Below are 22,053 nucleotides of genomic sequence, written 5' to 3'. Positions count from 1 at the left end.
CGACCATTCGGCATAAAGAATACTGTGCTCTATTCTTAGGTCTTATTTTATAAGGGACCTTTGCGCCGACCATTCAGGCTTCGGTTGTCGGACCTTCGTCGACGTCATATGCACCTGAACCGAGGCGGCTGGAGGAGGCTCTCAAACCGCCTTCTTGTTGTCCTGCCTGCCGCCATGCGCTTCCACGGCCTTCTCCACGGCGCGCTTCAGCTCATCCTTGATCTCCGCCGTCTCGGCCATCAGCGCCTCGATCTTGAGAAAATCGAGCACGCGGTACTTCGAGACTTTTGGGCGGATCAGGATGTCGGGGCTGGACTGCTGCAGCTTGTTGGCGATGATCGACTGCATCATCAGCTGCGAGGCGCCATACATCAGGTCGACCGTAGTCGGATGCTTGCGCTCGGCGTCGCTCGGCGCACCGACCACGTCGATTGCGATGATGATATCGGCATCCTTTTCGAGGAGATCGAAGGGGACGGGATTGTAGATGCCGCCGTCGATCAGCAGGCAATCATTGCGCACCACAGGGCGGAACACCGCCGGAATGGCGGCCGAGGCCGCAAGCGCCGAATGCAATTCACCCTCGGCGAACACGGCGAGCTTGTGGCCGAAATAGTCGGTCGCCGTCACCTTGAGCGGAATCTTCAGCTCTTCGAAGGTGGCGGGGATATCCTGAGGCAGGAACGCCTTCAGGATGCGCTCTATATTGAACTGGCCGACGCGGATGCCGCCCTGCATGGCTTCGGCGATCGTGCCCGGCCGCGACCGCCACATGCGCGCCGCTACTTCGGCCCGGCTGCCGAGGATCGACCGGGCATAATCGTGAATCTCGGCGCCCTTCATGCCCGACGCCATGCCGGCGCCCATGATGGCGCCGATCGACGAGCCGGCAATCGCCGCCGGCTTGATGCCAAGCTCGTCGAGAGCCTCGATGATATGGATATGCGCAAGACCGCGCGCGCCGCCGCCGCCGAAGGCCACCCCGAAGGTCGGGCTCATCCCTTGCGGCCTCCCGCCACCTGAACCAGCGGCGGCCCGATGACCATCACCGCCGGATCGGACGACAGGAGCTTCTTTGCCGCCGCCTTGACGTCGGCCAGCGTCACCGCGTTGATGAGAGCCGCGCGCCGCTTGATATAATCGATGCCGAGATGATCGATCTGCAGCTCCACCAGCGTCGCGGCAATGGAGCTGGACGAATCCAGATTGCTGATGGCGTAGGCGCCGACCATGTATTTCTTGGTCGCCGCGAGCTCCTCCTCCGAGGGGCCGTTCTCGGCCATGTCCTTCACCACCTGGCGCACGATCGCAAGCGTTTGGGCCGCGCGGTCGGAACGCGTCGCCGTCGTCACCAGCAGCGCGTTGGAATGCTCGTGATCGACGAGATCGGAGCTGACGCTATAGGCAAGGCCGCGCTTCTCGCGCACCTCTTCGTAGAGACGCGACGTGAATGTCGAGCCGCCGAGTATCTCGTTCATCAGCGCGGCGGCGTAGAAGTCGGGATCGCTTCGCTTCACGCCCGGCCAGGCAAGCTGCAGGGAGGTCTGCGGCAAGTCGTAATTCACTTCGAGCTGCTGGCCGAGCTTGGGCGTGACGTCGACAATCGGCGCCAGCGCCTGCTTGTCCGGCAGGTCGCCGAACACCTCGTCGAGCCTGCTGCTCAACGTGGCGGCGTCGATATCGCCCACCACCGCCACATGCAGGCCGCCGCGGGCGAAATTTGCTTTGTGGAAGGCCCTGAGGTCGTCCGCAGTGATGGTGGCGAGGCTGTCTTTGTTGCCCTCGTCCGGCCGCGCATAGGGATGCTGGCCATAGATCGCGCGCAGCCAGCGCTGCTGGCCGATCGTGTTGGGATCCCGTTCGTTGGCGAGGATCCCGGACAGTATCTGGGCGCGGATGCGGTCGATCGGCGCCTGGTCGAAGCGCGGGCTGTTCACCGCCAGCTTCAGCAGGCCAAAAGCCTCGTCCTTCTGGTCGGACAACATGCGCATCGAGCCATAGGTGCCATCGCGCGCCGCCTGAAAACTCATCTCGGCGCCGGCATCGTCGAGCTTCACCTGGAAGGCTTCGCTGTCGAGGCCGCCGGCGCCCTCGTCGAACAGCCCGGTCATCAGGTTGACCAGGCCTTCCTTGCCGGCAGGGTCCTGCGCCGTGCCGCCGTCGAAGACGAAACGGATCGCAATCAGCGGGATCGAATGGTCTTCCACCAGCCAGGCGGTGACGCCCTTCTTCGACTTCACCTCCTGGATGTTCATCTCGGCGCGCGCGGCAAGCACCGGCAAAAGCAGGAAGAACAGAGCAAAGCAAAGGGTGGCGACGGCGCGGTAGAGCTTGCCTTCCTCTCTCGCCGGGGAAGGAGACGCGATCGTGCGGCCAACAACCATGCTCATCATCAATTCCCCGCCTGCTGCTGCGGCAAGAGATAGCCGCTGGTGGAGCGATCGAGCACTAGATAGCGGGCGGCGACCGCCCTGACCTCAGCCGCGGTTACCTTGCGGATGCGGTCCGGCCATTCCTGGACGTCCTTGACATTGCCGCCCGTGGCGAGCGTCGAGCCGTACATGTTGGCCATGTCTTCCTGCTTGTCGCGCGCAAAGATCATGGAGCGCACATAGCGGGTCTTGGCCCGCTCCAGTTCATCGTCGCTCACGCCGTCCTTGACGATGCGGGCGATCTCGGCATCGACCGCCGCCTCGATATCGACAAGCTTGGCGTCGCCGCGCGGAGCGCCATAAACGGTGAAGTTGGTGGCGTCGAGCATGGTGCCCTGGAAGTAAGCGCCGGCCTCGGAAGCGATACCCTGCTTGACGACGAGCTGCTGGTACAACCTGCTGCGGTTGTCGCCGCCGAGGATCTCGGCAAGCAGGTCGAGCGCCTCGGCTTCGCCGGGCTTGGCCGTATGATAGGATGGCACCACCCATTGCGTCGAAAAGCTCGGCACCGAGACGCGCGCGTCGGTGAGCGTCACCGTGCGCTTCGTGTTCTGCTCAGGCTCGACCGGACGGATGCGCGGCCGCAGGTCCGGGCCGCGGGCGACCTTGCCATAGGTCCTTTCGGCCATCGCCTTCACCGCGTCGGGATCGACGTCGCCCACCACCACCAGCACGGCGTTGTTCGGCCGATAATAGGCGTCGTAGAAGGCTTTCGCGTCCGGGCGGTTCAACTGCTCCATCTCCTGCATCCAGCCAATGACCGGAATGCGGTATGGCTGGTTCTGCCAGAGCGTCGCATCGACCTCCTCGTCGAGCACCGCCTGCGGATTGCCGTCGATGCGCGAGCGGCGCTCCTCCAGGATCACGTCGCGTTCGGTCTTAATGACATCGTCGGTCAGGATGAGGTTGCGCATGCGATCGGCCTCAAAGCCCATCATCTCTTCGAGGGCGGAAGGCGGCACCGTCTCGTGGAAGGCGGTGTAATCGTAGGAGGTGAAGGCGTTGTTTGAGCCGCCGATTTCAGCCACGGCGCGGTCGAACTCGCCGGCGGCGTGATTTGTCGTGGCCTTGAACATCAGGTGCTCGAAGAAATGCGCGATGCCGGATTTGCCGGGCGGCTCGTCGGCGCTGCCGATCTTGTACCAGACCATGTGGGTGACGATCGGGGCGCGATGGTCCGGGATGATGACCACTTCCATGCCGTTGTCGAGCAGGAAATCCTTGACCTCGCCGTCATCGGCCGCGCCGGCCGGAGCAGCCGCGGCAAGCGCCAGCGCGCCCGCCAGAAGCGCTGCGCGCAGCCCAATCCCTGTTTGTCTCATCAAGTTCTCCGGTCGCGGTTGCGCGACGATAGGCAAGGTTCGCTGGTGAGGCAAAGTGATTTGTTCGGCATTTTCGAGGCGAGGCTAGTTGGCCTCGACGAAGCGGATGACCGTTTCGCCGTAATTGCGCTCGTCCATCACGGAAAAACCGGCGCCCGGCTCGAATGGCGCCGAGGCAGCCTCCTCGACGACGCAGAGCGCGCCAGGCAGAAGCCAGCCGCCGGCCTTGGCCGAGCGCAGCGCGCGCTCGCCGAGCCCTTTGCCATAGGGCGGGTCGGCGAAGATCAGGCCGAAGGGCGAGATCGTGCCGGCTTCGCCCAAATGAGCGGCGTCGCGACGAAAAATCTTGGTGCGGCCGGTGAGCCCATAGGCCTCGACGTTCTCGCGGATCAGACCTCGCCCTTCGGTCGATTCTTCGATGAAGACGCAGTAGGAGGCGCCGCGCGACAGCGCCTCAAGTCCGAGCGCGCCGGTGCCGGCGAAAAGGTCGAGCACGCGGCCGCCCTCGAGCTTTTCCGCGTAGCGATGCGCCAGGACGTTGAACACCGCCTCGCGGGTGCGGTCGGTGGTCGGGCGGATGGCATTGCTTTTCGGCGTCGCCAGCGGACGCCCGCGGAATTCACCGCCGACGATCCGCATCGCTGCCCCTCTTCGGACCGCGCGGCCTGTCGCCGCCATCGCCTTCAAGACGCTCGCCGCGAGGCTTGCCGAACGGCTTCGCGCCCGGCTTGCCCTTGCCGCCCGGCTTGTAGGATGCCTTGCGCGCCTTCGCCTCGGCGGCCTTGGCGGCATCGGCCTCCGCCCTGCCCTTGCCGATCGGCCGGGCGCCCGGCGCCATCCAGACATTGGCCTTGCGCTGGCCCGGCGGCTCCATCGGCCGCTGCTCGCGCTCGGATTTCTTGCCCCCAAACCGCGGCTTGTCGCCGAAACCGGCGCGGTCGGATTTCGGGCCGCGCTCGCCGAACGCCCTGTCCGGCCCAAATGCCCTGTCCGGCTTTGTCGAGAGCTTGCTCAGCGCCTCGTCGCGGCTGCCTTCGCGGCGCTTGCGCGCCTTGATCAGCCCGCCCTCGCCGATCGGTCGATGGTCGCCGTCGCGCGTGAATTTCGGCCGGTCGGTCTCTTCACGGCGAGGCCCGCCGCCGCGCACCGGCTTGTTGGAGAACGGCTTTTGGATCTCGGCATCGAAATTGGCGCCGGACTCCTCGATCAGCCGCTCGCCAAGCTGTTCGCGCAACACGCGGCCCTTGATCTCGAGCACATGGCCCTCCGGCAGGTCCTCGAGCTGGAACGGCCCGTAGGAGATGCGGATCAGCCGCGTCACGTCGAGGCCAAGCGCGCCGAGTATGTTCTTCACCTCGCGGTTCTTGCCTTCGCGCAGGCCGAGCGTCAGCCAGGCATTGGTGCCCTGCTCGCGATCCAGCGAGGCTTCGATCGAGCCGTAGAAGACGCCGTCGACGGCGATGCCTTCGCGCAGGCCGGCGAGCGCGCTCTCCTCGACCTTGCCGTGGACGCGCGCACGATAGCGCCGCAGCCAGCCGGTCGCCGGCAATTCGAGCACGCGCGACAGCCCGCCGTCATTGGTCAAAAGCAGCAGGCCCTCGGTGTTGATGTCGAGCCGGCCGATCGTCATCAGCCGCGGCAGGTCGGGCGGCAGCACGTCGAAGACGGTCCTGCGGCCTTCCGGATCGCGGTTGGTGGTGACGACGCCCGCCGGCTTGTGGAACAGGAAGAGACGCGTGCGCTCGATCGGCGGAATCTCGGTGCCGTCGAGATGGATGATGTCGTCAGCGCCGACATTGAAGGCCGGCGAGTCCAGCACCTTGCCGTTGACCTTGACGCGGCCGGCGGCGATCAGCTCTTCGGCGTCGCGGCGCGACGCGATGCCGGCGCGCGCCAGCCGCTTGGCGATGCGCTCGCCGCTTTCCGGCGCGGCTTCCGAGGGCCGCGGCCGCGGCTTGAAGCCGCCTTCCGGTTTTCTTGCGACGCTATCGCGCTGCGGACGATCGCTGAAGTCTCGCTTCGGCCGGTCGGCGAAGTCGCGTACCGGGCGATCACCGAATTCGCGCTTGGGACGGTCGAAACGTCTTTCTTCCCGCTCACCGTCGGCGGCCACCGGCCGGTCGCCACGCGGTGTGTAAGGCTTGCGTGTCTTCTCGAAGGGCTTGCCGTCGCGTGGCGGACCTTTGCGGAAAGGCCTTTCGCCGCGCTCAGCGCCCTCGCCCGCTTCGCGTGGCTTGTAGCTGCGCTGGAAATCCCGGGCTGGGCGCTCGCCGTCGGCAGCCGTCGGCCGGGCGCCGCGCGGTGCGTAGGGCTTGCGGCCCTCGCGCTTCTCAAACGGCTTGCCTTCCGGACGCGGGCCTTTGCGGAAAGGCCTTTCGCTGCGCTCAGCGCCCTCGCCCGCTTCGCGTGGCTTGTAGCTGCGCTTGAAGTCGCGGCGTCCGCCGTCGACATCGCGGCGCTCGCCTTCGGCGGCCATAGGCCGCTCGCGCTTCACGAACGGTTTCTTGGGACCGAAGCTCGGCTTGCCGCCGCGGCCTCGCTGGTCCGCCGGTTTCGAGCCGCCTTTGCGAGGCCCGCGTGGAGATTTCTTGTCGTCGTTCATTACTTTGCTCGTCTTTGCCTGCTACGACGCCGCGCGCCCTTGCGGACGCCCAACGCAGGCAGTGTCATTCTTGATTTGCGCATATGCCAGCGCGGCAAAAACCGATTCCGGTTTTCAAGGTCTCGCGCTAGATAACAGGATCGCTGTCGGGTGGCGAGGAGTAATCGGAATGGAGACCGCTTGAAACGACCGGATTTCATGGCCCTGGCGCTTGAAGAGGCCGAAGCGGCCGCCGGCCGCGGCGAAGTGCCGGTCGGCGCCGTGATCGCGAATGGCGGCACGGTGGTCGCGAAAGCCGGCAACCGCACGCGCGAATTCTCGGACCCGACCGCGCATGCCGAGATGCTGGCGATCCGCGAGGCCTGCCGGAAGCTCGCCAGCGAGCGTCTCACCGGCCATGATCTTTATGTGACGCTGGAGCCTTGCGCGATGTGCGCCGGCGCAATCTCCTTCTCCAGGCTGCGGCGGCTCTATTTCGGCGCCGCCGACGAGAAAGGCGGCGCCGTGGTCAACGGCGCGCGCTTCTTCGCCTCGCCCACCTGCCATCACGCGCCGGATGTCTATGCGGGGATCGGCGAAAGCGACGCCGCCCTCATCCTCAAGGATTTTTTTCGCGAGAAACGGGATGGTGGGTGAAGTGGAGTGAGTAGTGGTTAGTGAGTAGTGAGTAGCGAGTAGTGGGTAGTGAGTAGGTCACTACTGACTACTGACTACTGACTACTGACTACTGACTACTGACTACTGACTGTTCACAGGCCGAGCCAGTCGAACCAGCCGCCCTTCTTGCCTTCGGCCTGCGCCTTGAGACGGCGCTCCTTCTTGTACTCGTCCTCGCCGAGCTCGTTCTGCGGCGCGGTGGCGGCCGCCTGGCGATAGGCAAGCGGCGGCTCGCTCAGATATTTGCGAGTGGTCGGATCGCCCTGCTTCTGTTCGGCCAGCCGGCGCTGAACCTCGGCGCGGCGCGTGGCGCTGGAATCATCCGGCGACCAGCGCGGCGGGTGGCTGGAACCCGAATCCGCCATCGCCTTCTTCACCGCTTCGGGATCGGTCTGGACATCCTCGGCCGCTTCAGGCTGGTAGTTCGGATCGTTCTGGTGCGCGGTGGCGTCGGCGCGGATGCGGGCGCGGCGCGCCTCCGGCGATTCGGGCCAGTCGGCGCTCGCCGTCTGGATGCTCTGCTGCGGCGCGGGCAAGCTTTCCTTCTGCCCAGGAGCTGGCTTCACCAGTTCAGGACGCGGCTTGTAGTCGATCGGATCGCGACGCTTCGGCGTGATCGCGGCAGCGCCGGAAACATCATCGAAGAGCTGCGCGGCAGCGGTCTTGCCGGTCCCGTAGGTGGGCGAGCTCACGCAGCCGGACATTGCGATGGCCGATACCACAAGCGGCGCCATTAGCGCGGCGCGCGCAAACGTTCTGTCGGTCATGCCAAAAAGTCCCACTCTAACAGCCTTTCGGTCGCCACCGGCCAAGGGCACGGTCCCCTGCTTCCCCGCATTTGCGATGGAAATCCGGCGACAATTTGTCTGCCGGAGTGTCGCGTGTTTACCTCAACCGCTCGTCAAGGGCAACGCACGGGCGGGTTTCCGGCCACCCGGCGCGCTGCTTTTGCACCGACTTATAAACGGCCAAGCGCCTTCAGCTCGTGCAGCACGGCCGCATCGCGGGCCGAAACGTCCGGGAATTCCGAGTCCTGGCCGACATCGGCGGTGTAGCGCCAGGAGCGCGCGCATTTGACCAGACCGCGATCCTCGGCTTTCTCCACCACCACCGCCACGCCCTTGACGTCGTCGAGCGTGAAGGCGCCTTCCGGGGCTTTGCCATGCTTGACGACGAGATCGCTGGTGATCGCCATCTCGGCCATGTCGACATCGGCGATCGCCGCCTCCAGCGGGGCGTCGTCGAGCGTCACCACCGGCACGGCCTCGAGCGACGAACCGATCAGCTTCTCGGCGCGCGCGATCTCCAGCGCGCCGGTGACGACACGGCGCACTTGCCTTACCTTGCGCCATTTCTCGGCTAGCGCCTCGTTGCGCCAGTTCTGCGGGATCGCCGGGAACTGATCGAGATGCACCGATACGGCTTGCGGATGGCGGTCGAGCCAGGCTTCCTCGGTGGTGAAGGGCAGCATCGGCGCCAGCCATTTCACCAGGCATTCGAAGAGGTGGCGCACCACCTGCACGGCCGCCTTGCGACGCAGGCTGGACGGCGCGTCGCAATAGAGCGCGTCCTTGCGGATGTCGAAATAGAAGGCCGAAAGCTCCACCACCATGAAGTCGAGCAGCGTGCGGGTGATGCGCTTGAACTCGAACGCGTCGTAGCCCTGGCGCACCACCTCGTCCAGCTCGGACAGCCGATGCAGCATCAGCCGTTCCAGTTCCGGCATCGCCTCGACCGGCACATCCTGGCCGTCGTCATGAGCGAGCGTGCCCAGCATCCAGCGGATGGTGTTCCTGAGCTTGCGGTAGGCGTCGATATTGGTCTGCAGCACGTTCTTGCCGAGGCGCTGGTCTTCCCAATAATCGGTCGTCACCACCCAGAGCCTCAGGATATCGGCGCCGGACTGTTTGATGACGTCCTGCGGCACGACGGTGTTGCCGAGCGACTTCGACATCTTGCGGCCTTCCTCGTCCATGGTGAAGCCATGGGTGATGACCGTGTCGTAAGGCGCCCTGCCCCTGGTGCCGCAGCTTTCGAGCAGCGAGGAATGGAACCAGCCGCGATGCTGATCCGAGCCCTCGAGATAGACGTCGGCCGGCCATTTGAGATCCGGACGGTCTTCCAGCGTGAAGACATGCGTCGAGCCGGAATCGAACCAGACGTCGAGGATGTCCATCACCTGGTGCCATTTCGAGGCATCGTGATTGCCGAGGAAGCGCGCCTTGGCGCCCTCAGCGAACCAGGCGTCGGCGCCTTCCTTCTCGAAGGCATCCATGATGCGCCGGTTGACGGCCTCGTCCTTCAGCACATTGCCGTCCTCGTCAGCGAAAACGGCGATCGGCACGCCCCAGGCGCGCTGGCGCGACAGCACCCAGTCGGGGCGCTCCTCGATCATGGCGCGGATGCGGTTCTGGCCCGCCGCCGGCACGAAGCGGGTGTCGTCGATCGCCTTCAGCGCGCGACTGCGCAGCGTCGTGCCGTCGCCAAGGTCCTTGTCCATATAGACGAACCATTGCGGCGTGTTGCGGAAGATGACCGGCTTCTTGGAGCGCCAGGAGTGCGGATAGCTGTGCTTCAGCCGGCCGCGCGCGAAGAGCGCGTTGCGCTTGATCAGCTCGTCGATGACCGCCTGATTGGCGTTGCCTTTCTTGCCGTTGTCATCGATGACGCGCGCCGCACCGCCCTCGCGCCCGGGGCCGAAGCCCGGCGCGTCCTTGGTGAAGAAGCCGGCATCGTCGACCGTGAAGGGGATCGCGGTATCGACGCCGCGTACCCTCAGCTGGCTTGCGGCTTCCATCCAGGCATCGAAGTCCTCGCGGCCATGGCCGGGCGCGGTGTGCACGAAGCCGGTGCCAGCATCGTCGGTGACATGCTCGCCGGCAACCATCGGCACCGGGAATTCATAGCCGCCGCCGAGCCCTTTGAAAGGATGCGAAAGCGTAAGCTTCCCAAGCTGTTCGGCCGAGACGCTATGAAGCCTGTTGAACGTGACCTTGGCCTTGGCCGCACAGTCCTCGGCCAGCGCGTCGGCAAAGATCAGCTTCTCGCCGGGCTGCGGACCGAAGGCGTTCTCGGCCGCCGTCACCTCATAGAGGCCATAGGCGATGCGCGGCGAATAGCTCACGGCGCGGTTGCCGGGAATGGTCCAGGGTGTGGTCGTCCAGATGACGACATGCGCCTCGACCAGATCGAGCGCGGCCTCGTCCAGCGCCGGCGCGGCGCCGGCGACCGGCTGGGCAAGACTCGCGACGGGGAACTTCACCCAGATCGTGTCGCTCTCATAGTCCTGATACTCGACCTCGGCCTCGGCGAGCGCGGTACGCTCGACCACGCTCCACATCACCGGCTTCGAGCCACGGTAGAGCTGACCAGACATGGCGAATTTCAATAGTTCGCCGGCAATGCGCGACTCGGCATGGTAAGCCATGGTCGTATAGGGATTGCCGAAATCGCCGATGACGCCGAGGCGCTGGAACTCGTCGCCCTGCACCTTGATCCAATGAGCGGCGAAGTCGCGGCATTCCTTGCGGAACTCGTTGACCGGCACCTCGTCCTTGTTCTTGCCCTTGGCGCGATACTGCTCCTCGATCTTCCATTCGATCGGCAGGCCGTGGCAGTCCCAACCCGGCACGTAGTTGGCGTCATAGCCGCGCATCTGGAAGGAGCGGTTGATGACGTCCTTGAGGATCTTGTTCAGCGCATGGCCGATATGGATGTTGCCGTTGGCGTAGGGCGGGCCGTCATGCAGCACGAATTTCTCGCGGCCGGCGGCCTCCTCGCGCAGCTTTCTGTAAAGGTCCATGTCCTGCCAGCGCTTGACCAGGCCAGGCTCCTTCTCGGGCAGGCCGGCGCGCATGGGGAAATCCGTCTGCGGCAAATAAAGCGTTTTGGAATAGTCGATCGTCTCAACGGTGTCGGTCATTGATCTGCCATCTCAGGGTACCCGACGACAAAAGCCGGGCGTTCAGGTCTTGCCTTGACGCATATCGTTTTCCCAAAAACGAAGCCACCTTTGGGCGATATGCGTTGATGTTCATGAAAAAACGCGAGGGGCGCGCGCGAAAACTCCCGGCGGCTCCAGCGGCGCTCAGGCCGCCCGGAACACCGGGCCCGTAATTCGTATCGCGATCGCGAAAAGGCGCGAAAAGCTCGTCATGGCGTGGCTTTTAGCGGATGGCGCGGCAGGAATAAAGCGCGGATTTCAAGGCATGAGGCCGCTTTCGTGACCTACATCGTGAAATTGAAGCGGTAAGTGGTCGAGACACCGAAGGTCCACTGGTTGCGGTCGCCCCGTTCCTTGACCAGGCTGGAATCGGCAGCCGGCCCCATCAGGCGCGAATATTCGGTGAAGACGCTCGCCGTCATCGGCTCGGTCACCTTCCAGGTGATCGCGCCGCCGAGGCCTGTCGACTTCACACCGCCGCCCGGATGGTACTCGCTCAAGCCCGAAGCCGCCGCTTCCTTGGCATTGACGCCGTAATAGGCGTCGAAATAGTCCGACGAGGCGAAGGAAACGCGCGGACCGCCGGAGATGCGAACGGTCGGCGTGATGTCGTAGAAGGCGTCGGCCGCGATATCGGCGACGAAGCCGTTGTGGGAGCGTATGCCATGCCGCAACTCGGCCCGCGCGCGCAGCCAGTCCAGCGGATAAAATTCGAAGAAGCCGCCCACCTCGCCGCCGAAGCGCACCGGATCGAGCCCCTTGAGCTCATCCTTGCTCTCGCGCGAGAATATGAATTTGCCGGTCAAGCCGGCGCGAACGGAACCGTCATCGATCAGCGCCAGCGAGATGTTGTCGTTGCGCGAGGTGAAACGCGCCTCCGGACCGACCTTGCCGAGCGAAATGATCGGCTGGGCGCTGAGCATGTATTTCTTGCCGCCCTCGAAATTCGGCGCGACCAGCGCTGTGGCGCCGAGCGTCAGATACCAGTCGCCGGATATCCAGCTGCCCTCGCCCGCCTGGGCGACGGGCGCGGTCGACAGGCCCATGGCAACGGCCAGCGGAATCGTCCCGACAATACGCATCGTCACCCCTTACGCGAAACGCGCCGGCAGCACCACCTGCCAGCGCTCAAGCCATGCCGTGCGTTCGGTAAAATTTGACTTAAAGTCATGACGTCGGAACCAGCGGAATCGACGGACGAATTAGGCGACACGCCGGGTGCGGCGAGACGTCTCTATCAGATCGCAGGCCGCTTCCAGTCCGCCGGTAAGCGGATTTGATGCCCCGTAGGCAAGAGCCGCCTTGTGCCATTGCGCGGGGACCGCCGGGTTGCCGGCCTTCAGGATTGCCTGCCGCCAGATTTCAGGATCGTCGCGGTTGGCCACAACCAGCCCCGCTCCGCTGGCTTCGACATATTTTGCATATCCGCAGGCGTCCGATGCGATGACGGGCAAGCCGTTTGCGAGTGCCTCGAGGATCACCGTGCCTGTATTTTCAAGACGAGCCGGATGCAGCATGAAATCGCTTGCAACCACAATCGCCGGAATGTCTTCCTGGATGCCCAGCAGGGTAACCCGTTCCGACATGCCGGATTTGGCAATCAGGGCGCGAAGTCGCGTTTCTTCCTCGCTGCCTTTTCGAAGACCGGCGATCAGCCAATGGATATCCGGGAACGGCTGCAGGCCCTTTACCGCCCGATCGAGACCCTTCACCTTCAATCTGTTGGCGATGGTCAAGGCAATGACGGATTTGCGGGGAAGCCCAAAACGATCGCGGATCTCATTGCGGTCGACAGTGAGCAGTTCCGGTCTGCGGCGTTTCGGATCGAGCGTCGGGCCGACGACGTGAATGCGCGATTCCTCGGTTCGCCAGAAGTCTCGGTAAAGCGCTGCCTGGTTTTCGCTGAGCGCAATGATCTGCACGGTGTTGCCAGGGGCAAAGATCATCGATTCGAGATTCTGCTGGCGCATGAAGCGGGGCGAAAACGGCCGCCACCATCCGAGCTTCGACACAAAATAGGGCGGATCGCCGGCATAGTAGATGTCCAGACCCGCCATCTTGTTGAAACCGACCACGCAGTCGAAGTCGCGCCTGGCCGTCAGCACCGACCTTCCCAGCGCATATTCGGTGCCCGGATTGGAGAGAACCCTTGCCGGCTGGATTTTTATCGTAGCCGAACTCTCGACATGACCGACCTGGCGCGTCGTCAGGATCGTCACGCTGTGGCCGCGCCCGACCAATCGGTCGCTGATATTGAGACAATCCCTCTGCAGACCCCCATTCATGAAGAGGGTAGAGATTGCGCAGCAGATTCTCATCGCGTTTTCCGGAGCGCCACCCCACCCCCAAGTCAGATCGGAGAGAGACCCCGGGTGCGCCCCAGACTTCCCCATTCAAACAAACACGCCGGGCGCTCAAATGTTGGTCGTGTTGAAAAGACGCATATGCTGTATATAGCCCGTTATCAAGAGACCTGGATGCTGTTGCATTCGAGCTTTTTCAAAAAACTCAATTGGAGCGCGCATGAAAATTCCACGGGGCGATCGTGGCTGCCAAGCCGGGTCCGACTGAAAGCCGCGGCGGCCGTGCCAAAGGCCCTGCGCGAATATGACTTGCGGCAATGGCTGAGGCTGCAGCCGCTGCTGCATGCCGTCAAGAGTGCCCGTTACCGGAAAATCGACCGAAGGTTTCTGCGTCAGCCGCTCAAGAATGGCGACATCCAAGGGATCCGTGCCGCCGCCCGCGATCGCCATGTCCTGATTACCGTCGCTTTCGGCGATGCTCAGTGCCTGGAATTGCAGTTGCGGCTGACGAGACGATTCGTTCGCCATGATCTCCACATCGTTGCCGACAACAGCATCAGCGAAGCTTCCGCAGGCGACAACAGGCAGGTATGCGCAACCCACGGCGCCGCGCATGTCAGGCTGCCGACCAATCCGTGGACCGCAAGAAGCCCGAGCCGGTCCCATGGCGCGGCGCTCAACTGGATGTGGCACAATATTCTGAAGCCTGCCGCGCCGGCCGCGTTCGGATTCCTGGACCAGGATCTTTTCCCGACGCAGCCATGCGACCCTTTCGAGCCTCTTGAAGTTGCGCCGTTTCACGGCGACCTCCGCAGGGCAGGCTCGCGATGGTATTTGTGGGCTGGCTATTGCTTCTTCCGATTCGACGCCGTCGGCCGCAAGCCTCTCGATTTTGGGCTCGACTGGTTCGCCGGCCTCGACACCGGCGGAGCCAACTGGGAGGCGCTCTATCGGTATGTGGATCCGAGCACGGTTCCGCAACGGCCGATAACCGCATTCGCGGCCTTGCCTGGGGTTGAGCTCAGACGGGCCTATTGCGAATGGCGGGGAAGCTGGCTTCATGAAGTCGGCCTCGATGGCGACCTCTCGTTGAAGGCGAAAAAGCGTGAGGCGGTGCTGCGGCTGCTCGCGCCCGCACTTGAGGTCCCGCCCGGATCGGCGCGACAAGGAAATTGACGGTCGACAGACCGAGGAAACTTTGGAATTGGAATTTTGAAGCCAGGCTGCCGACATCCGAGAATTCAACGGCCATTCGGTCGCGACCGATCATCGCAAGGAAAGTTCCATTGCCGACAGTAAGCGTCATCATTCCGGTGCGAGACGGCGCGCAATATGTCGGCGAGGCCCTGCAAAGCATCCTGGACCAGGATCTGGCGGATATCGAAATCATCGTTGTCGACGACGGATCTTGCGACGACAGCGCCGCGATCGCGGCATCGATCGGCAACCGTGATGGCCGCGTCAAAGTTGTCGCCAACCACGGCAAGGGGATCGTCGATGCGCTGAACATGGGGATTTCGCTCGCGCGGGCCCCTCTTGCCGCGCGCATGGATTGCGACGATATCTCGCTGTCCGACAGGTTGCGCCTGCAGGTGGCGTGTTTCCAGGCCGACGCCGATTTGCAGTTGCTCGGCACGGCGGGATTGCAGATCGACCGGGACGGAAACCCGTTGGGGCCGATAGACGTTCCGGCCGGCAACGACCAGTTGCGGGACGCGCTTGCCAGGTACAATCCGATGCTTCATCCGACGGTGATGTTCCGGACCGAGGCCGTCCGGCGCGCGGGAGGCTACCGTCGGGCGTTCACCTATGCCGAGGACTACGATCTTTGGCTGCGGCTTTCCGAGACCGGAAAACTGGCCAACATGGATGCGCGGCTCGTGAAGCTGAGATCGCATCCGGGACAGGTATCGCGCATGAAGCAGGACCAGCAGAAGGCTGCCGCGGCATTGGCCAGGCAGTCGGCGCTGCTGCGTCGCAATCGCACCGAGCCGTTCGACGCCAACAGCCAACCCGCCCAGGCCATCGCGAGCTTTCTGGCATCGCGCGCCGCCACAGGGGCCGGCATCTCCAGCCTGGAAAGACGCGACATCGAGTTGCTGTTGCGAACCGCGGGCATACCCATGGCCGTCACTTGCAAGCTGCTGTTCCTTGCGGCTGTCGGCGCCCCTTCCTTCAGGACGCTTGCGCTGGGACCTCGACTGGCCTGGCGCAGGATGATCGCGCGCCCTGCAAGAATTCGGCCCAGCTGATGCGGCTTGTCGTCGATCTCTCCAGCATGGTGCGCTGGCTCGGCCCCCCGGTCGGCCTGGTCCGCGTGCAACGCCACTACGCAGCCGCGGCGGCCGCATTCAAGGCCTCCGAGGTGGCATTCACGGTGTTCGACCCGATCGAGCGGGTGCTTAGACAGGTTTCGCCGAATATGGCGGCGGAGATCATCGCCGGCGACATTTCGTGCGACATGAGCTTTTACCCGGACCCTGCCCGCTTCAAGACGCGTTTTTACGATCGCTGGCCGAACTGGGCACGGCGGTCGCTGATGGCGATCATCAGACCGCGCCGGATCCTGATAATGGAAATCGGCGCGTTCGGCCTGCGCAATCCCGGCAGCCCTTTGCTTCGTTTCCTCGAGCGGATCGAAAACCGGCTGATGAAGGAAACCGAGCGGCGGCAAGTCGCTGGCGTGGGCGGTTCACGCGCCCGGATCGTCCCGCTCAGGACCGTGGCTGGCAACAAATACGATCTTTCGCCCGGCGACCATCTGCTCTTGATGAACAACGACTGGGCGCACACCGATATCGAGGTCATTTCGCGCGAGGCGCGCTTGGCCGGCGCAAAGCTGATCGTGCTGTTGAACGACATCATTCCGATCCAGTTTCCCGAATGGTACAAGCCGCACGACGTCAAGAGATTCACGGATTATGTGGATCTGGCGATGAGGCTGGCAGACCGTTTCATCCTGACTTCGAGGCGCGTCACCACCGATGTCGTGGAATATGCCGCCAAGCGCGGCATCCACCTGCCGCAGCTGGAGCATGTCCCTCTCGGCTGCGACAGCGCCCGCAAATCGAAGGCGGACGGCCGCCTGGCGGATGGGCTCGAGATGGATCGCTACGTCCTCTTCGTTTCCACCATCGAACCGCGCAAGAACCACTCGCTGCTCATGGATGTCTGGACGCGCCTCGTCCTGGACGGAACAGTCGCGCGTAGCGGCATGAAGCTGGTTTTCGTCGGCCGCAGCGGCTGGATGGTCGAGGGCATCCTGGCCAAGCTTCACGGCCATCCTGCCTACGGCAAGAGCCTCGTTCATCTCGACAACGTCGATGACGGTACGCTGTCCCTTCTTTACCGCAACAGCGCGTTCTGCGTGTACCCGTCTCTCTATGAGGGATATGGGCTGCCGCCTGTCGAGGCGCTGGCCTACGGCAAGGCGCTGATCGCCTCGACGGGCGGAGCCATCGCCGAAGTGGTCGGCTCGTCGGGGCTCTGCCTTGATCCGCTCGACATCGAAGGATGGGAAAACGCGATGCGGGAGTGGATCACTTCGCCCGCGGCCCGTGCTCCGTACGAAGCGAAGGCCGCAGATTTCGTGGCGCGAAGCTGGGGGCAGGCCGGCCGGGAGACGCTGGAGGCTACGCTGGCGCCCTTCCCGGACGAAATCCAGCCGCCGCCAGGTTGACGATCTCTGCACGCCCGCCGATCGCGGTCATCCGGCCGACGCCGGCCAAGTCGGTTCGTCGGCAAATGGTGGGCTGACGAGGCGGCGCTTCGCTGGCGCCGCGCTGCTCGCTGGACGCTCAAGTTCATCGGGACTACCTTCCTTTTACCCGCAAGCGGCGCGGCGACATCGGAGGGAAAGATCATGACCTTGCAAGGCGATGCTCTGAAAGACGCGATCGGCCAGACTCGGGCCAAATGGGGATGGTTTGTGGCGCTCGGCGTGTTGCTGCTGATCTTCGGCGGCATCGCTTTCGGCAATCTGTTCATCGCCACCGTCGCTTCCGTCTATGTCGTCGGCTGGCTGATGCTGATGGCAGGTGTCATCGAGATCATCCACGCCTTCGGGGTCAAGACCTGGGGACGTTTCTTCTACTGGCTGCTGAGCGGCCTGCTCTACGCCGTCGCCGGCTTCTTCGCCTTCGACAACCCGTTGCTCGCCTCGGCGGTGCTGACGCTGCTATTGGCCATCGCGCTCGTCGCTTCGGGGCTTTTGCGGTCCTGGGTGGCCTTCAATCATCGGCCGCAGCAAGGCTGGGGATGGCTGCTGGCCGCTGGCATCATCACCATTCTGCTCGGCCTGATGATCGCCATGGGCTGGCCGGTGAACAGCCTTTGGGTGCTTGGCATCTTCCTGGCGATCGACCTGGTGTTCCAGGGATGGAGCTTCATCGCCATCGGGCTGGCGCTGAAGCGGTAGCAGCAAGCCGCGACCTAGGGTGTGTTGAGATTCAGGTCAGGCCGACCGAGAACGGTGGTTTCCGAGAACCGGAGCGGAGCGTACTTTTCGTACGTGAGCACCGGACGCGCAGGAAATCGTCGTTAGCAGGCCGGCATTACCTGAATATCGACGCAGCCTAGAACGCGATTTCGGCATCCAGTTGCGAGAGCGGGCGCACGCCCTTGAGCAGCGCTCTCGCCTCGGCCTCGTCTTGTTTCATCTGCGCCACCAGCGCGTCGAGACCATCGAATTTGAGCTCCGGCCGCAGGAAGCCGAAGAACGACACCTGGCAGGTCTCGCCATAAAGATCGCCGGAAAAATCGAAGACGTAGGTTTCGAGCAGCGGCGCGCCATTGTCGTCCACGGTGGGACGCCGGCCGAAGCTGGCGACCCCGTCATGAAGCGTACCGTCAGCGCGACGGAAGCGGACGGCATAGATCCCCTCCTTCAAGGCCGCTTCACGCGAAAGCCGCATATTGGCGGTCGGGAAGCCGAGAGTGCGGCCAAGCCGCTGGCCGCCGATCACTTCGGTCTCGACGGTGAAACGGTAGCCGAGCAGGCCGGCGGCCTCCTCCACCTTGCCTTCGGCGAGCAGGTCCCGGATGCGGCTCGACGAAACCACCTCCGCGCCTTCATCGCGAAAGGCGTCGACCAGCGTCACGCCGAAGCCGTGCCGTTCGCCGGCTGCCATCAGAAAGGCCGGGCCGCCCTGGCGGTCCTTGCCGAAATGGAAGTCGAAACCGGTGACGGCGTGGCGGATGCCGAGGTTCTTCTCCAGCACATCGGTCACGAAAGCCTCAGGCGAGAGCGAGGCAAAATCGCGCGTGAACGGCTGCTCGACCAAAGCGGCAAAGCCAAGCCCGGCGAGCAGCCGCGCCTTCATCGGCGGCGGCGTCAACACGAAGAGCGGCACCTGTGGCCGGAACACCTTGCGCGGATGCGGCTCGAAGGTGAGCACCAAAGCCGGCACGCCACTGCGGGTTGCTTCGCTCAGCGCGCGCTCCAGGACGGACTGATGGCCGCGATGGACACCGTCGAAATTACCGATCGCCACGACGCCGCCACGCAGATGCGCGGGCAGCGGCGCGATCGCCGAAAGACGTTGGAAGGCTTGGTTCATGTCGAGGCGCCCGTCATGGCCACACCACCAACCTATTGCAGACGCGCAATGACGGCGACCGGCCGGTAGCCGTGCTTTTCAAGGAAGCCGGCCAGCCTTTCAGGATCGGGGCGGAGCGGATCGCCGTAGTCGCGAGCGTGGATGCCGCCCGAGACATAGAGCACGTCAAAGCCGTTGTCGGCCGCGCCCTTGACGTCGGTCATCATGCCGTCGCCGATGGCGAGGACCTCGCTGCGCTCGACGGCGCGGCCAAGAAGGCCGGCGACCTCCTTCATGGCGACATCGTAGATCGGCGCGAAGGGCTTGCCGGCAATCAGCGTACGGCCACCCAGCTGCGCGTAATCTCGCGCGAGCGCGCCGGCGCACCAGATGGTGCGCTCGCCGCGCTCCACCAGGATATCCGGATTGGCGCAAATGAACGGCAGATTGCGCGCACGCAGCCGCTGCAGCATTTCCGCATAGTCGGCGGGCTTCTCGACCTCGTCGTCATAGAGGCCGGTGCAGACGATGCCGGAGGCCTCGAATTCCTCGACGAGATCGACGTCGAGCCCATCATAAAGGGTGAAATCGCGCGCGGGACCGATGTGAAAGATCTTCCTCGGTCCTTCGGCGATCAGGTCGCGGGTCACGTCGCCCGAAGTGACGACGCGGTCAAAGGCGTCGGCCGGTACCCCGATCACCTTCATCTGGGCGACGACGTCGGCGCTGCGACGCGGCGAATTGGTGATGAGCACGACAGGCACATTCGCCGCGCGCGCCCTTGCAAGCGCCGCGGCAGCGGCCGGAAAGTGCCATTCACCATTGTGCACGACGCCCCATACGTCGCACAGTATGGCGGCGTAGCGCCCCGCAAGATCGTCGAGCGAAGCGATGATGTCAGGCGAATCCGCCATGCCGTGTCCCTGATTTCGATCCTGACAAGACCGCGACAGCCACTCATCAGTTCAGAGGACGCCACGGCCGATCCCGCATAACCGAAGCGCTTCATCCTGTCACCAGCTTTCCGGCATCGGCCTTCGACGGCGCGTCGGTGCACAGGGTTAATGCCCTGTCAAACGACCGTGCGGTCTTGACGCTTCCGAGGGAGCTAAAATTTAACGATTCTTGGATCATGCTAAACGAGAAACTATAGGATCCTGGCGGGGGCTAAGGGCATTGATCCGCAAATTCCTACGCGACAGACGAGGCAACTATGCCTTGATGACGGCCGTCACCATGATACCGCTGATGGGCGGGGTGGCGCTTGCGGTCGACTATACCGAGCTCATAAGGGAGCGGCAGGAGACGCTGAACGCGCTGGACGCCGCCGGCATCGCGACGGCACAGCAGATCGTCGCCGGCGCCACCGACGCCGAAGCCAAGGCCTATGCCAAGACGTTTTTCGAGGCCAATCTGAGGCACGTCCTTCCGGCGAACACCACGCTGACGGTCACCTTGCCCAACAACAATGCGGGCGGCGGCACGCTGGTGCTCGAAGCCGCCCTGAAGTACCAACCTTACTTCCTGCCGGCCGCGGTCGCATTGCTTGGCGGAACGCCGGGCCAGACGAACGTCAACTTCTCGGCCAGATCTGAAATCCGCCTCAAGAACACGCTGGAAGTGTCGCTAGTGCTCGACAATTCCGGCTCGATGGCCGAACTCGGCCACGGCTCGAATCAAGTACGTTTCGACCTTCTGAAGAGTGCCGCCAAGCAGCTTGTCGACCAGTTGTCGGGGCAAGCGCAGCTGATGAAGCAGATTTCCAAGCCGGTTCAGTTCAGCCTGGTTCCGTTCGCCGCCTCGGTCAATATCGGCGCGGCAAACAAAGATGCTGCTTGGATGGATCAAGACGGCATCTCGCCCATCCAGCACGAGAATTTCGACTGGACGACAATGACCCAGGGGAATTCGCCCTGGCCCCAGAGATATGTCGAGAAGGTCGGCAGCATCTGGTATGCGCGCGGCACCGATTGGGATCCCACCCAAAAAGACAAGCCGCTGACGCGCTTCTCGCTCTACAAATGGATGCAGCGAATTTCGGCTTGCACCAAAGATTCGAACAATGTTTGCATGTCCAACATAACCTACGCGCCGATCGCGAGCTGGAGCGGCTGCGTCGAGTCGCGTCCCTATCCGTACAATATCCAGGATACGGCCCCCTCGACCTCGACGCCGGCGACGCTGTTCGTGCCCATGTTCGCGCCTGACGAGACCGACTATACCGACGGCTACTCCCGGCCCGCAAACAACAACTGGCATCTCGACGTGACGTCCAGCACCGACAATCCGACGCGCCAGAAATATATGCCGAAATATTTCAACTACGGCACCAAGGTCACCCCCGCCTACGGCAACAATGCCGGCCCGAACACCAGTTGCAGCACGACCGCGATCACGCCGCTGACCGATGTCTCCACCTCTACCGGCGCAACCACGGTCAAGAACGCGATCGACGCCATGGTCGATGTCGGCGCCACCAACGTGCCGGAAGGTATGGCCTGGGGCTGGCGGACGCTTTCCAGCACCGCGCCCTTCACCGAGGGACGCCCGGAAACACAAAGAGGCAACGACAAGGTTCTGATTGTGCTGACCGACGGGGCCAATACCTATTACACGCCGGATTCGGTGAGTGCCCAGTCGTACTCCGGCACCTACTACAGGAGCGGCGGCAACGATCTTTCCGGCAACAAGGCCATCTATTCCGCGCTTGGATATCTTGCCTACGGCAGCCAGACCAAGCCGTTCGGAAGCACCTACACCTATGGCCGGCCATTCCTCGGCACCAGCCTCAACGTCAGCAAAAGCGATTATTCGAACGCCAACTACACCAAGGCCATGAGCGAGCATCTGGCAACGCTGTGCGACAACGCCAAGGCGGCCAACATCATCGTTATGACCATCGCGCTCGATCTCGACTCCACCAACACGGCCGAAGCTGCGCAGATGAACGCCTTGAAGACCTGCTCGTCGGACTCGCGTTTCCGGAAAGATCCGGCCGACCCGAGCAAGCCTCAGAAATTGTTCTGGAATTCGACTGGCGCGTCACTGTCGGACGACTTCAAGGAAATCGGCAACGAATTGTCAAACCTGCGCATCGTCAGCTGATCTGCTCGAACAAGCGATCGATGACGCCCGCCCTCCAGGCGGGCGTTTTCATCGTGCAGAGCACCACCAGAAATGATTTGGTTAGCGACTGGTGAAGCCGCCGTTAAGCAATCGAGCGGTTTGCCAAACCGGTCCTTCAGCGTTTTGTGGAA

General features: G+C 63.6%; 17 protein-coding genes. 6 read left to right on the top strand and 11 right to left on the bottom strand.

Annotated features, from left to right (window positions below; translation table 11 throughout):
* Positions 1–141: 141 nt before the first annotated feature.
* The 5 genes from LB538_RS21650 to LB538_RS21630 all read right to left on the bottom strand — a co-directional run bounded on the left by LB538_RS21650 (position 142) and on the right by LB538_RS21630 (position 6,356).
* Positions 142–999 (bottom strand): patatin-like phospholipase family protein, encoded by an 858-nt coding sequence (locus tag LB538_RS21650; RefSeq protein ID WP_140840862.1) that lies wholly within the window; start codon positions 997–999, stop codon positions 142–144.
* Positions 996–2,390 (bottom strand): pitrilysin family protein, encoded by a 1,395-nt coding sequence (locus LB538_RS21645; RefSeq protein WP_318011905.1) that lies wholly within the window; start codon positions 2,388–2,390, stop codon positions 996–998. Before LB538_RS21645 ends, LB538_RS21650 begins: the two co-directional genes overlap by 4 nt.
* A 2-nt stretch (positions 2,391–2,392) precedes the next feature.
* Positions 2,393–3,754 (bottom strand): M16 family metallopeptidase, encoded by a 1,362-nt coding sequence (locus LB538_RS21640; protein WP_224529271.1) that lies wholly within the window; start codon positions 3,752–3,754, stop codon positions 2,393–2,395.
* Between the two features lie 84 nt (positions 3,755–3,838).
* Positions 3,839–4,393, bottom strand: coding sequence for a 16S rRNA (guanine(966)-N(2))-methyltransferase RsmD (rsmD, locus tag LB538_RS21635; protein WP_140696958.1), 555 nt, complete (start codon positions 4,391–4,393; stop codon positions 3,839–3,841).
* On the bottom strand, positions 4,374–6,356 hold the full coding sequence (locus LB538_RS21630; protein ID WP_224529274.1) for a pseudouridine synthase: 1,983 nt from the start codon (positions 6,354–6,356) through the stop codon (positions 4,374–4,376). The genes rsmD and LB538_RS21630 overlap by 20 nt, the downstream gene beginning before the upstream one ends.
* Before the next feature lie 180 nt (positions 6,357–6,536).
* On the opposite strand from LB538_RS21630, the gene LB538_RS21625 reads away from it, so the two are divergent.
* Positions 6,537–6,992: a nucleoside deaminase gene (locus LB538_RS21625; RefSeq protein WP_224529277.1), complete on the top strand. Its 456-nt coding sequence runs from the start codon at positions 6,537–6,539 to the stop codon at positions 6,990–6,992.
* Between the two features lie 113 nt (positions 6,993–7,105).
* On the opposite strand, the gene LB538_RS21620 is transcribed toward LB538_RS21625, so the two are convergent.
* The 4 genes from LB538_RS21620 to LB538_RS21605 form a co-directional block, all read right to left on the bottom strand.
* A complete protein-coding gene (locus LB538_RS21620) occupies positions 7,106–7,747 on the bottom strand; it encodes a hypothetical protein (RefSeq protein ID WP_411909049.1) in 642 nt (213 codons plus the stop codon).
* 224 nt (positions 7,748–7,971) lie between these two features.
* Positions 7,972–10,935, bottom strand: a complete 2,964-nt coding sequence (gene ileS / locus LB538_RS21615; RefSeq protein WP_224529280.1) for an isoleucine--tRNA ligase — start codon at positions 10,933–10,935, stop codon at positions 7,972–7,974.
* A 305-nt stretch (positions 10,936–11,240) separates the two neighbouring features.
* On the bottom strand, positions 11,241–12,038 hold the full coding sequence (locus tag LB538_RS21610; RefSeq protein WP_095767864.1) for a MipA/OmpV family protein: 798 nt from the start codon (positions 12,036–12,038) through the stop codon (positions 11,241–11,243).
* A gap of 120 nt (positions 12,039–12,158) precedes the next feature.
* Positions 12,159–13,241 (bottom strand): glycosyltransferase family 4 protein, encoded by a 1,083-nt coding sequence (locus tag LB538_RS21605; protein WP_411909048.1) that lies wholly within the window; start codon positions 13,239–13,241, stop codon positions 12,159–12,161.
* A gap of 192 nt (positions 13,242–13,433) precedes the next feature.
* On the opposite strand from LB538_RS21605, the gene LB538_RS21600 reads away from it, so the two are divergent.
* The 4 genes from LB538_RS21600 (at position 13,434) to LB538_RS21585 (ending at position 17,676) form a co-directional block, all read left to right on the top strand.
* Positions 13,434–14,435 carry a hypothetical protein gene (locus tag LB538_RS21600; protein ID WP_224529283.1) on the top strand — a complete coding sequence of 334 codons (1,002 nt, stop codon included), beginning with the start codon at positions 13,434–13,436 and terminating at the stop codon, positions 14,433–14,435.
* A gap of 110 nt (positions 14,436–14,545) precedes the next feature.
* A complete protein-coding gene (locus LB538_RS21595; protein WP_224529286.1) occupies positions 14,546–15,511 on the top strand; it encodes a glycosyltransferase in 966 nt (321 codons plus the stop codon).
* Positions 15,511–16,938 carry a glycosyltransferase family 4 protein gene (locus LB538_RS21590; RefSeq protein WP_224529290.1) on the top strand — a complete coding sequence of 476 codons (1,428 nt, stop codon included), beginning with the start codon at positions 15,511–15,513 and terminating at the stop codon, positions 16,936–16,938. Before LB538_RS21595 ends, LB538_RS21590 begins: the two co-directional genes overlap by 1 nt.
* A 183-nt stretch (positions 16,939–17,121) precedes the next feature.
* Complete coding sequence (locus tag LB538_RS21585; protein ID WP_224529292.1) at positions 17,122–17,676, top strand: HdeD family acid-resistance protein; 555 nt, start codon at positions 17,122–17,124, stop codon at positions 17,674–17,676.
* A 157-nt stretch (positions 17,677–17,833) separates the two neighbouring features.
* On the opposite strand, the gene LB538_RS21580 is transcribed toward LB538_RS21585, so the two are convergent.
* Together LB538_RS21580 and LB538_RS21575 are read right to left on the bottom strand one after the other, a co-directional pair.
* Positions 17,834–18,817: a bifunctional riboflavin kinase/FAD synthetase gene (locus LB538_RS21580; RefSeq protein WP_224529312.1), complete on the bottom strand. Its 984-nt coding sequence runs from the start codon at positions 18,815–18,817 to the stop codon at positions 17,834–17,836.
* Between the two features lie 32 nt (positions 18,818–18,849).
* Positions 18,850–19,710 (bottom strand): TIGR01459 family HAD-type hydrolase, encoded by an 861-nt coding sequence (locus LB538_RS21575; protein WP_140840837.1) that lies wholly within the window; start codon positions 19,708–19,710, stop codon positions 18,850–18,852.
* Positions 19,711–20,017: 307 nt separating this feature from the next.
* Here LB538_RS21575 and LB538_RS21570 point away from each other — a divergent pair, with 307 nt between their 5' ends.
* A complete protein-coding gene (locus LB538_RS21570) occupies positions 20,018–21,901 on the top strand; it encodes a pilus assembly protein (protein WP_224529315.1) in 1,884 nt (627 codons plus the stop codon).
* The last annotated feature ends 152 nt before the right edge of the window (positions 21,902–22,053 follow it).

Source organism: Mesorhizobium sp. Ca11 (assembly GCF_020165275.1).
Classification (GTDB): Bacteria; Pseudomonadota; Alphaproteobacteria; order Rhizobiales; family Rhizobiaceae; genus Mesorhizobium.
The sequence above is the reverse complement of the archived record's forward strand: the minus strand, read 5'-3'. Positions and strand labels throughout refer to the sequence as shown.

Coding starts and splice junctions, on each gene's coding strand:
- LB538_RS21650 (WP_140840862.1), bottom strand. CDS start 999: ATGAGCCCGACCTTCGGGGTGGCCTTCGGCGGCGGCGGCGCGCGCGGT.
- LB538_RS21645 (WP_318011905.1), bottom strand. CDS start 2,390: ATGAGCATGGTTGTTGGCCGCACGATCGCGTCTCCTTCCCCGGCGAGA.
- LB538_RS21640 (WP_224529271.1), bottom strand. CDS start 3,754: ATGAGACAAACAGGGATTGGGCTGCGCGCAGCGCTTCTGGCGGGCGCG.
- rsmD (WP_140696958.1), bottom strand. CDS start 4,393: ATGCGGATCGTCGGCGGTGAATTCCGCGGGCGTCCGCTGGCGACGCCG.
- LB538_RS21630 (WP_224529274.1), bottom strand. CDS start 6,356: ATGAACGACGACAAGAAATCTCCACGCGGGCCTCGCAAAGGCGGCTCG.
- LB538_RS21620 (WP_411909049.1), bottom strand. CDS start 7,747: ATGGCGCCGCTTGTGGTATCGGCCATCGCAATGTCCGGCTGCGTGAGC.
- ileS (WP_224529280.1), bottom strand. CDS start 10,935: ATGACCGACACCGTTGAGACGATCGACTATTCCAAAACGCTTTATTTG.
- LB538_RS21610 (WP_095767864.1), bottom strand. CDS start 12,038: ATGCGTATTGTCGGGACGATTCCGCTGGCCGTTGCCATGGGCCTGTCG.
- LB538_RS21605 (WP_411909048.1), bottom strand. CDS start 13,241: ATGAATGGGGGTCTGCAGAGGGATTGTCTCAATATCAGCGACCGATTG.
- LB538_RS21600 (WP_224529283.1), top strand. CDS start 13,434: ATGCTGTTGCATTCGAGCTTTTTCAAAAAACTCAATTGGAGCGCGCAT.
- LB538_RS21590 (WP_224529290.1), top strand. CDS start 15,511: ATGCGGCTTGTCGTCGATCTCTCCAGCATGGTGCGCTGGCTCGGCCCC.
- LB538_RS21585 (WP_224529292.1), top strand. CDS start 17,122: ATGACCTTGCAAGGCGATGCTCTGAAAGACGCGATCGGCCAGACTCGG.
- LB538_RS21580 (WP_224529312.1), bottom strand. CDS start 18,817: ATGAACCAAGCCTTCCAACGTCTTTCGGCGATCGCGCCGCTGCCCGCG.
- LB538_RS21575 (WP_140840837.1), bottom strand. CDS start 19,710: ATGGCGGATTCGCCTGACATCATCGCTTCGCTCGACGATCTTGCGGGG.
- LB538_RS21570 (WP_224529315.1), top strand. CDS start 20,018: ATGACGGCCGTCACCATGATACCGCTGATGGGCGGGGTGGCGCTTGCG.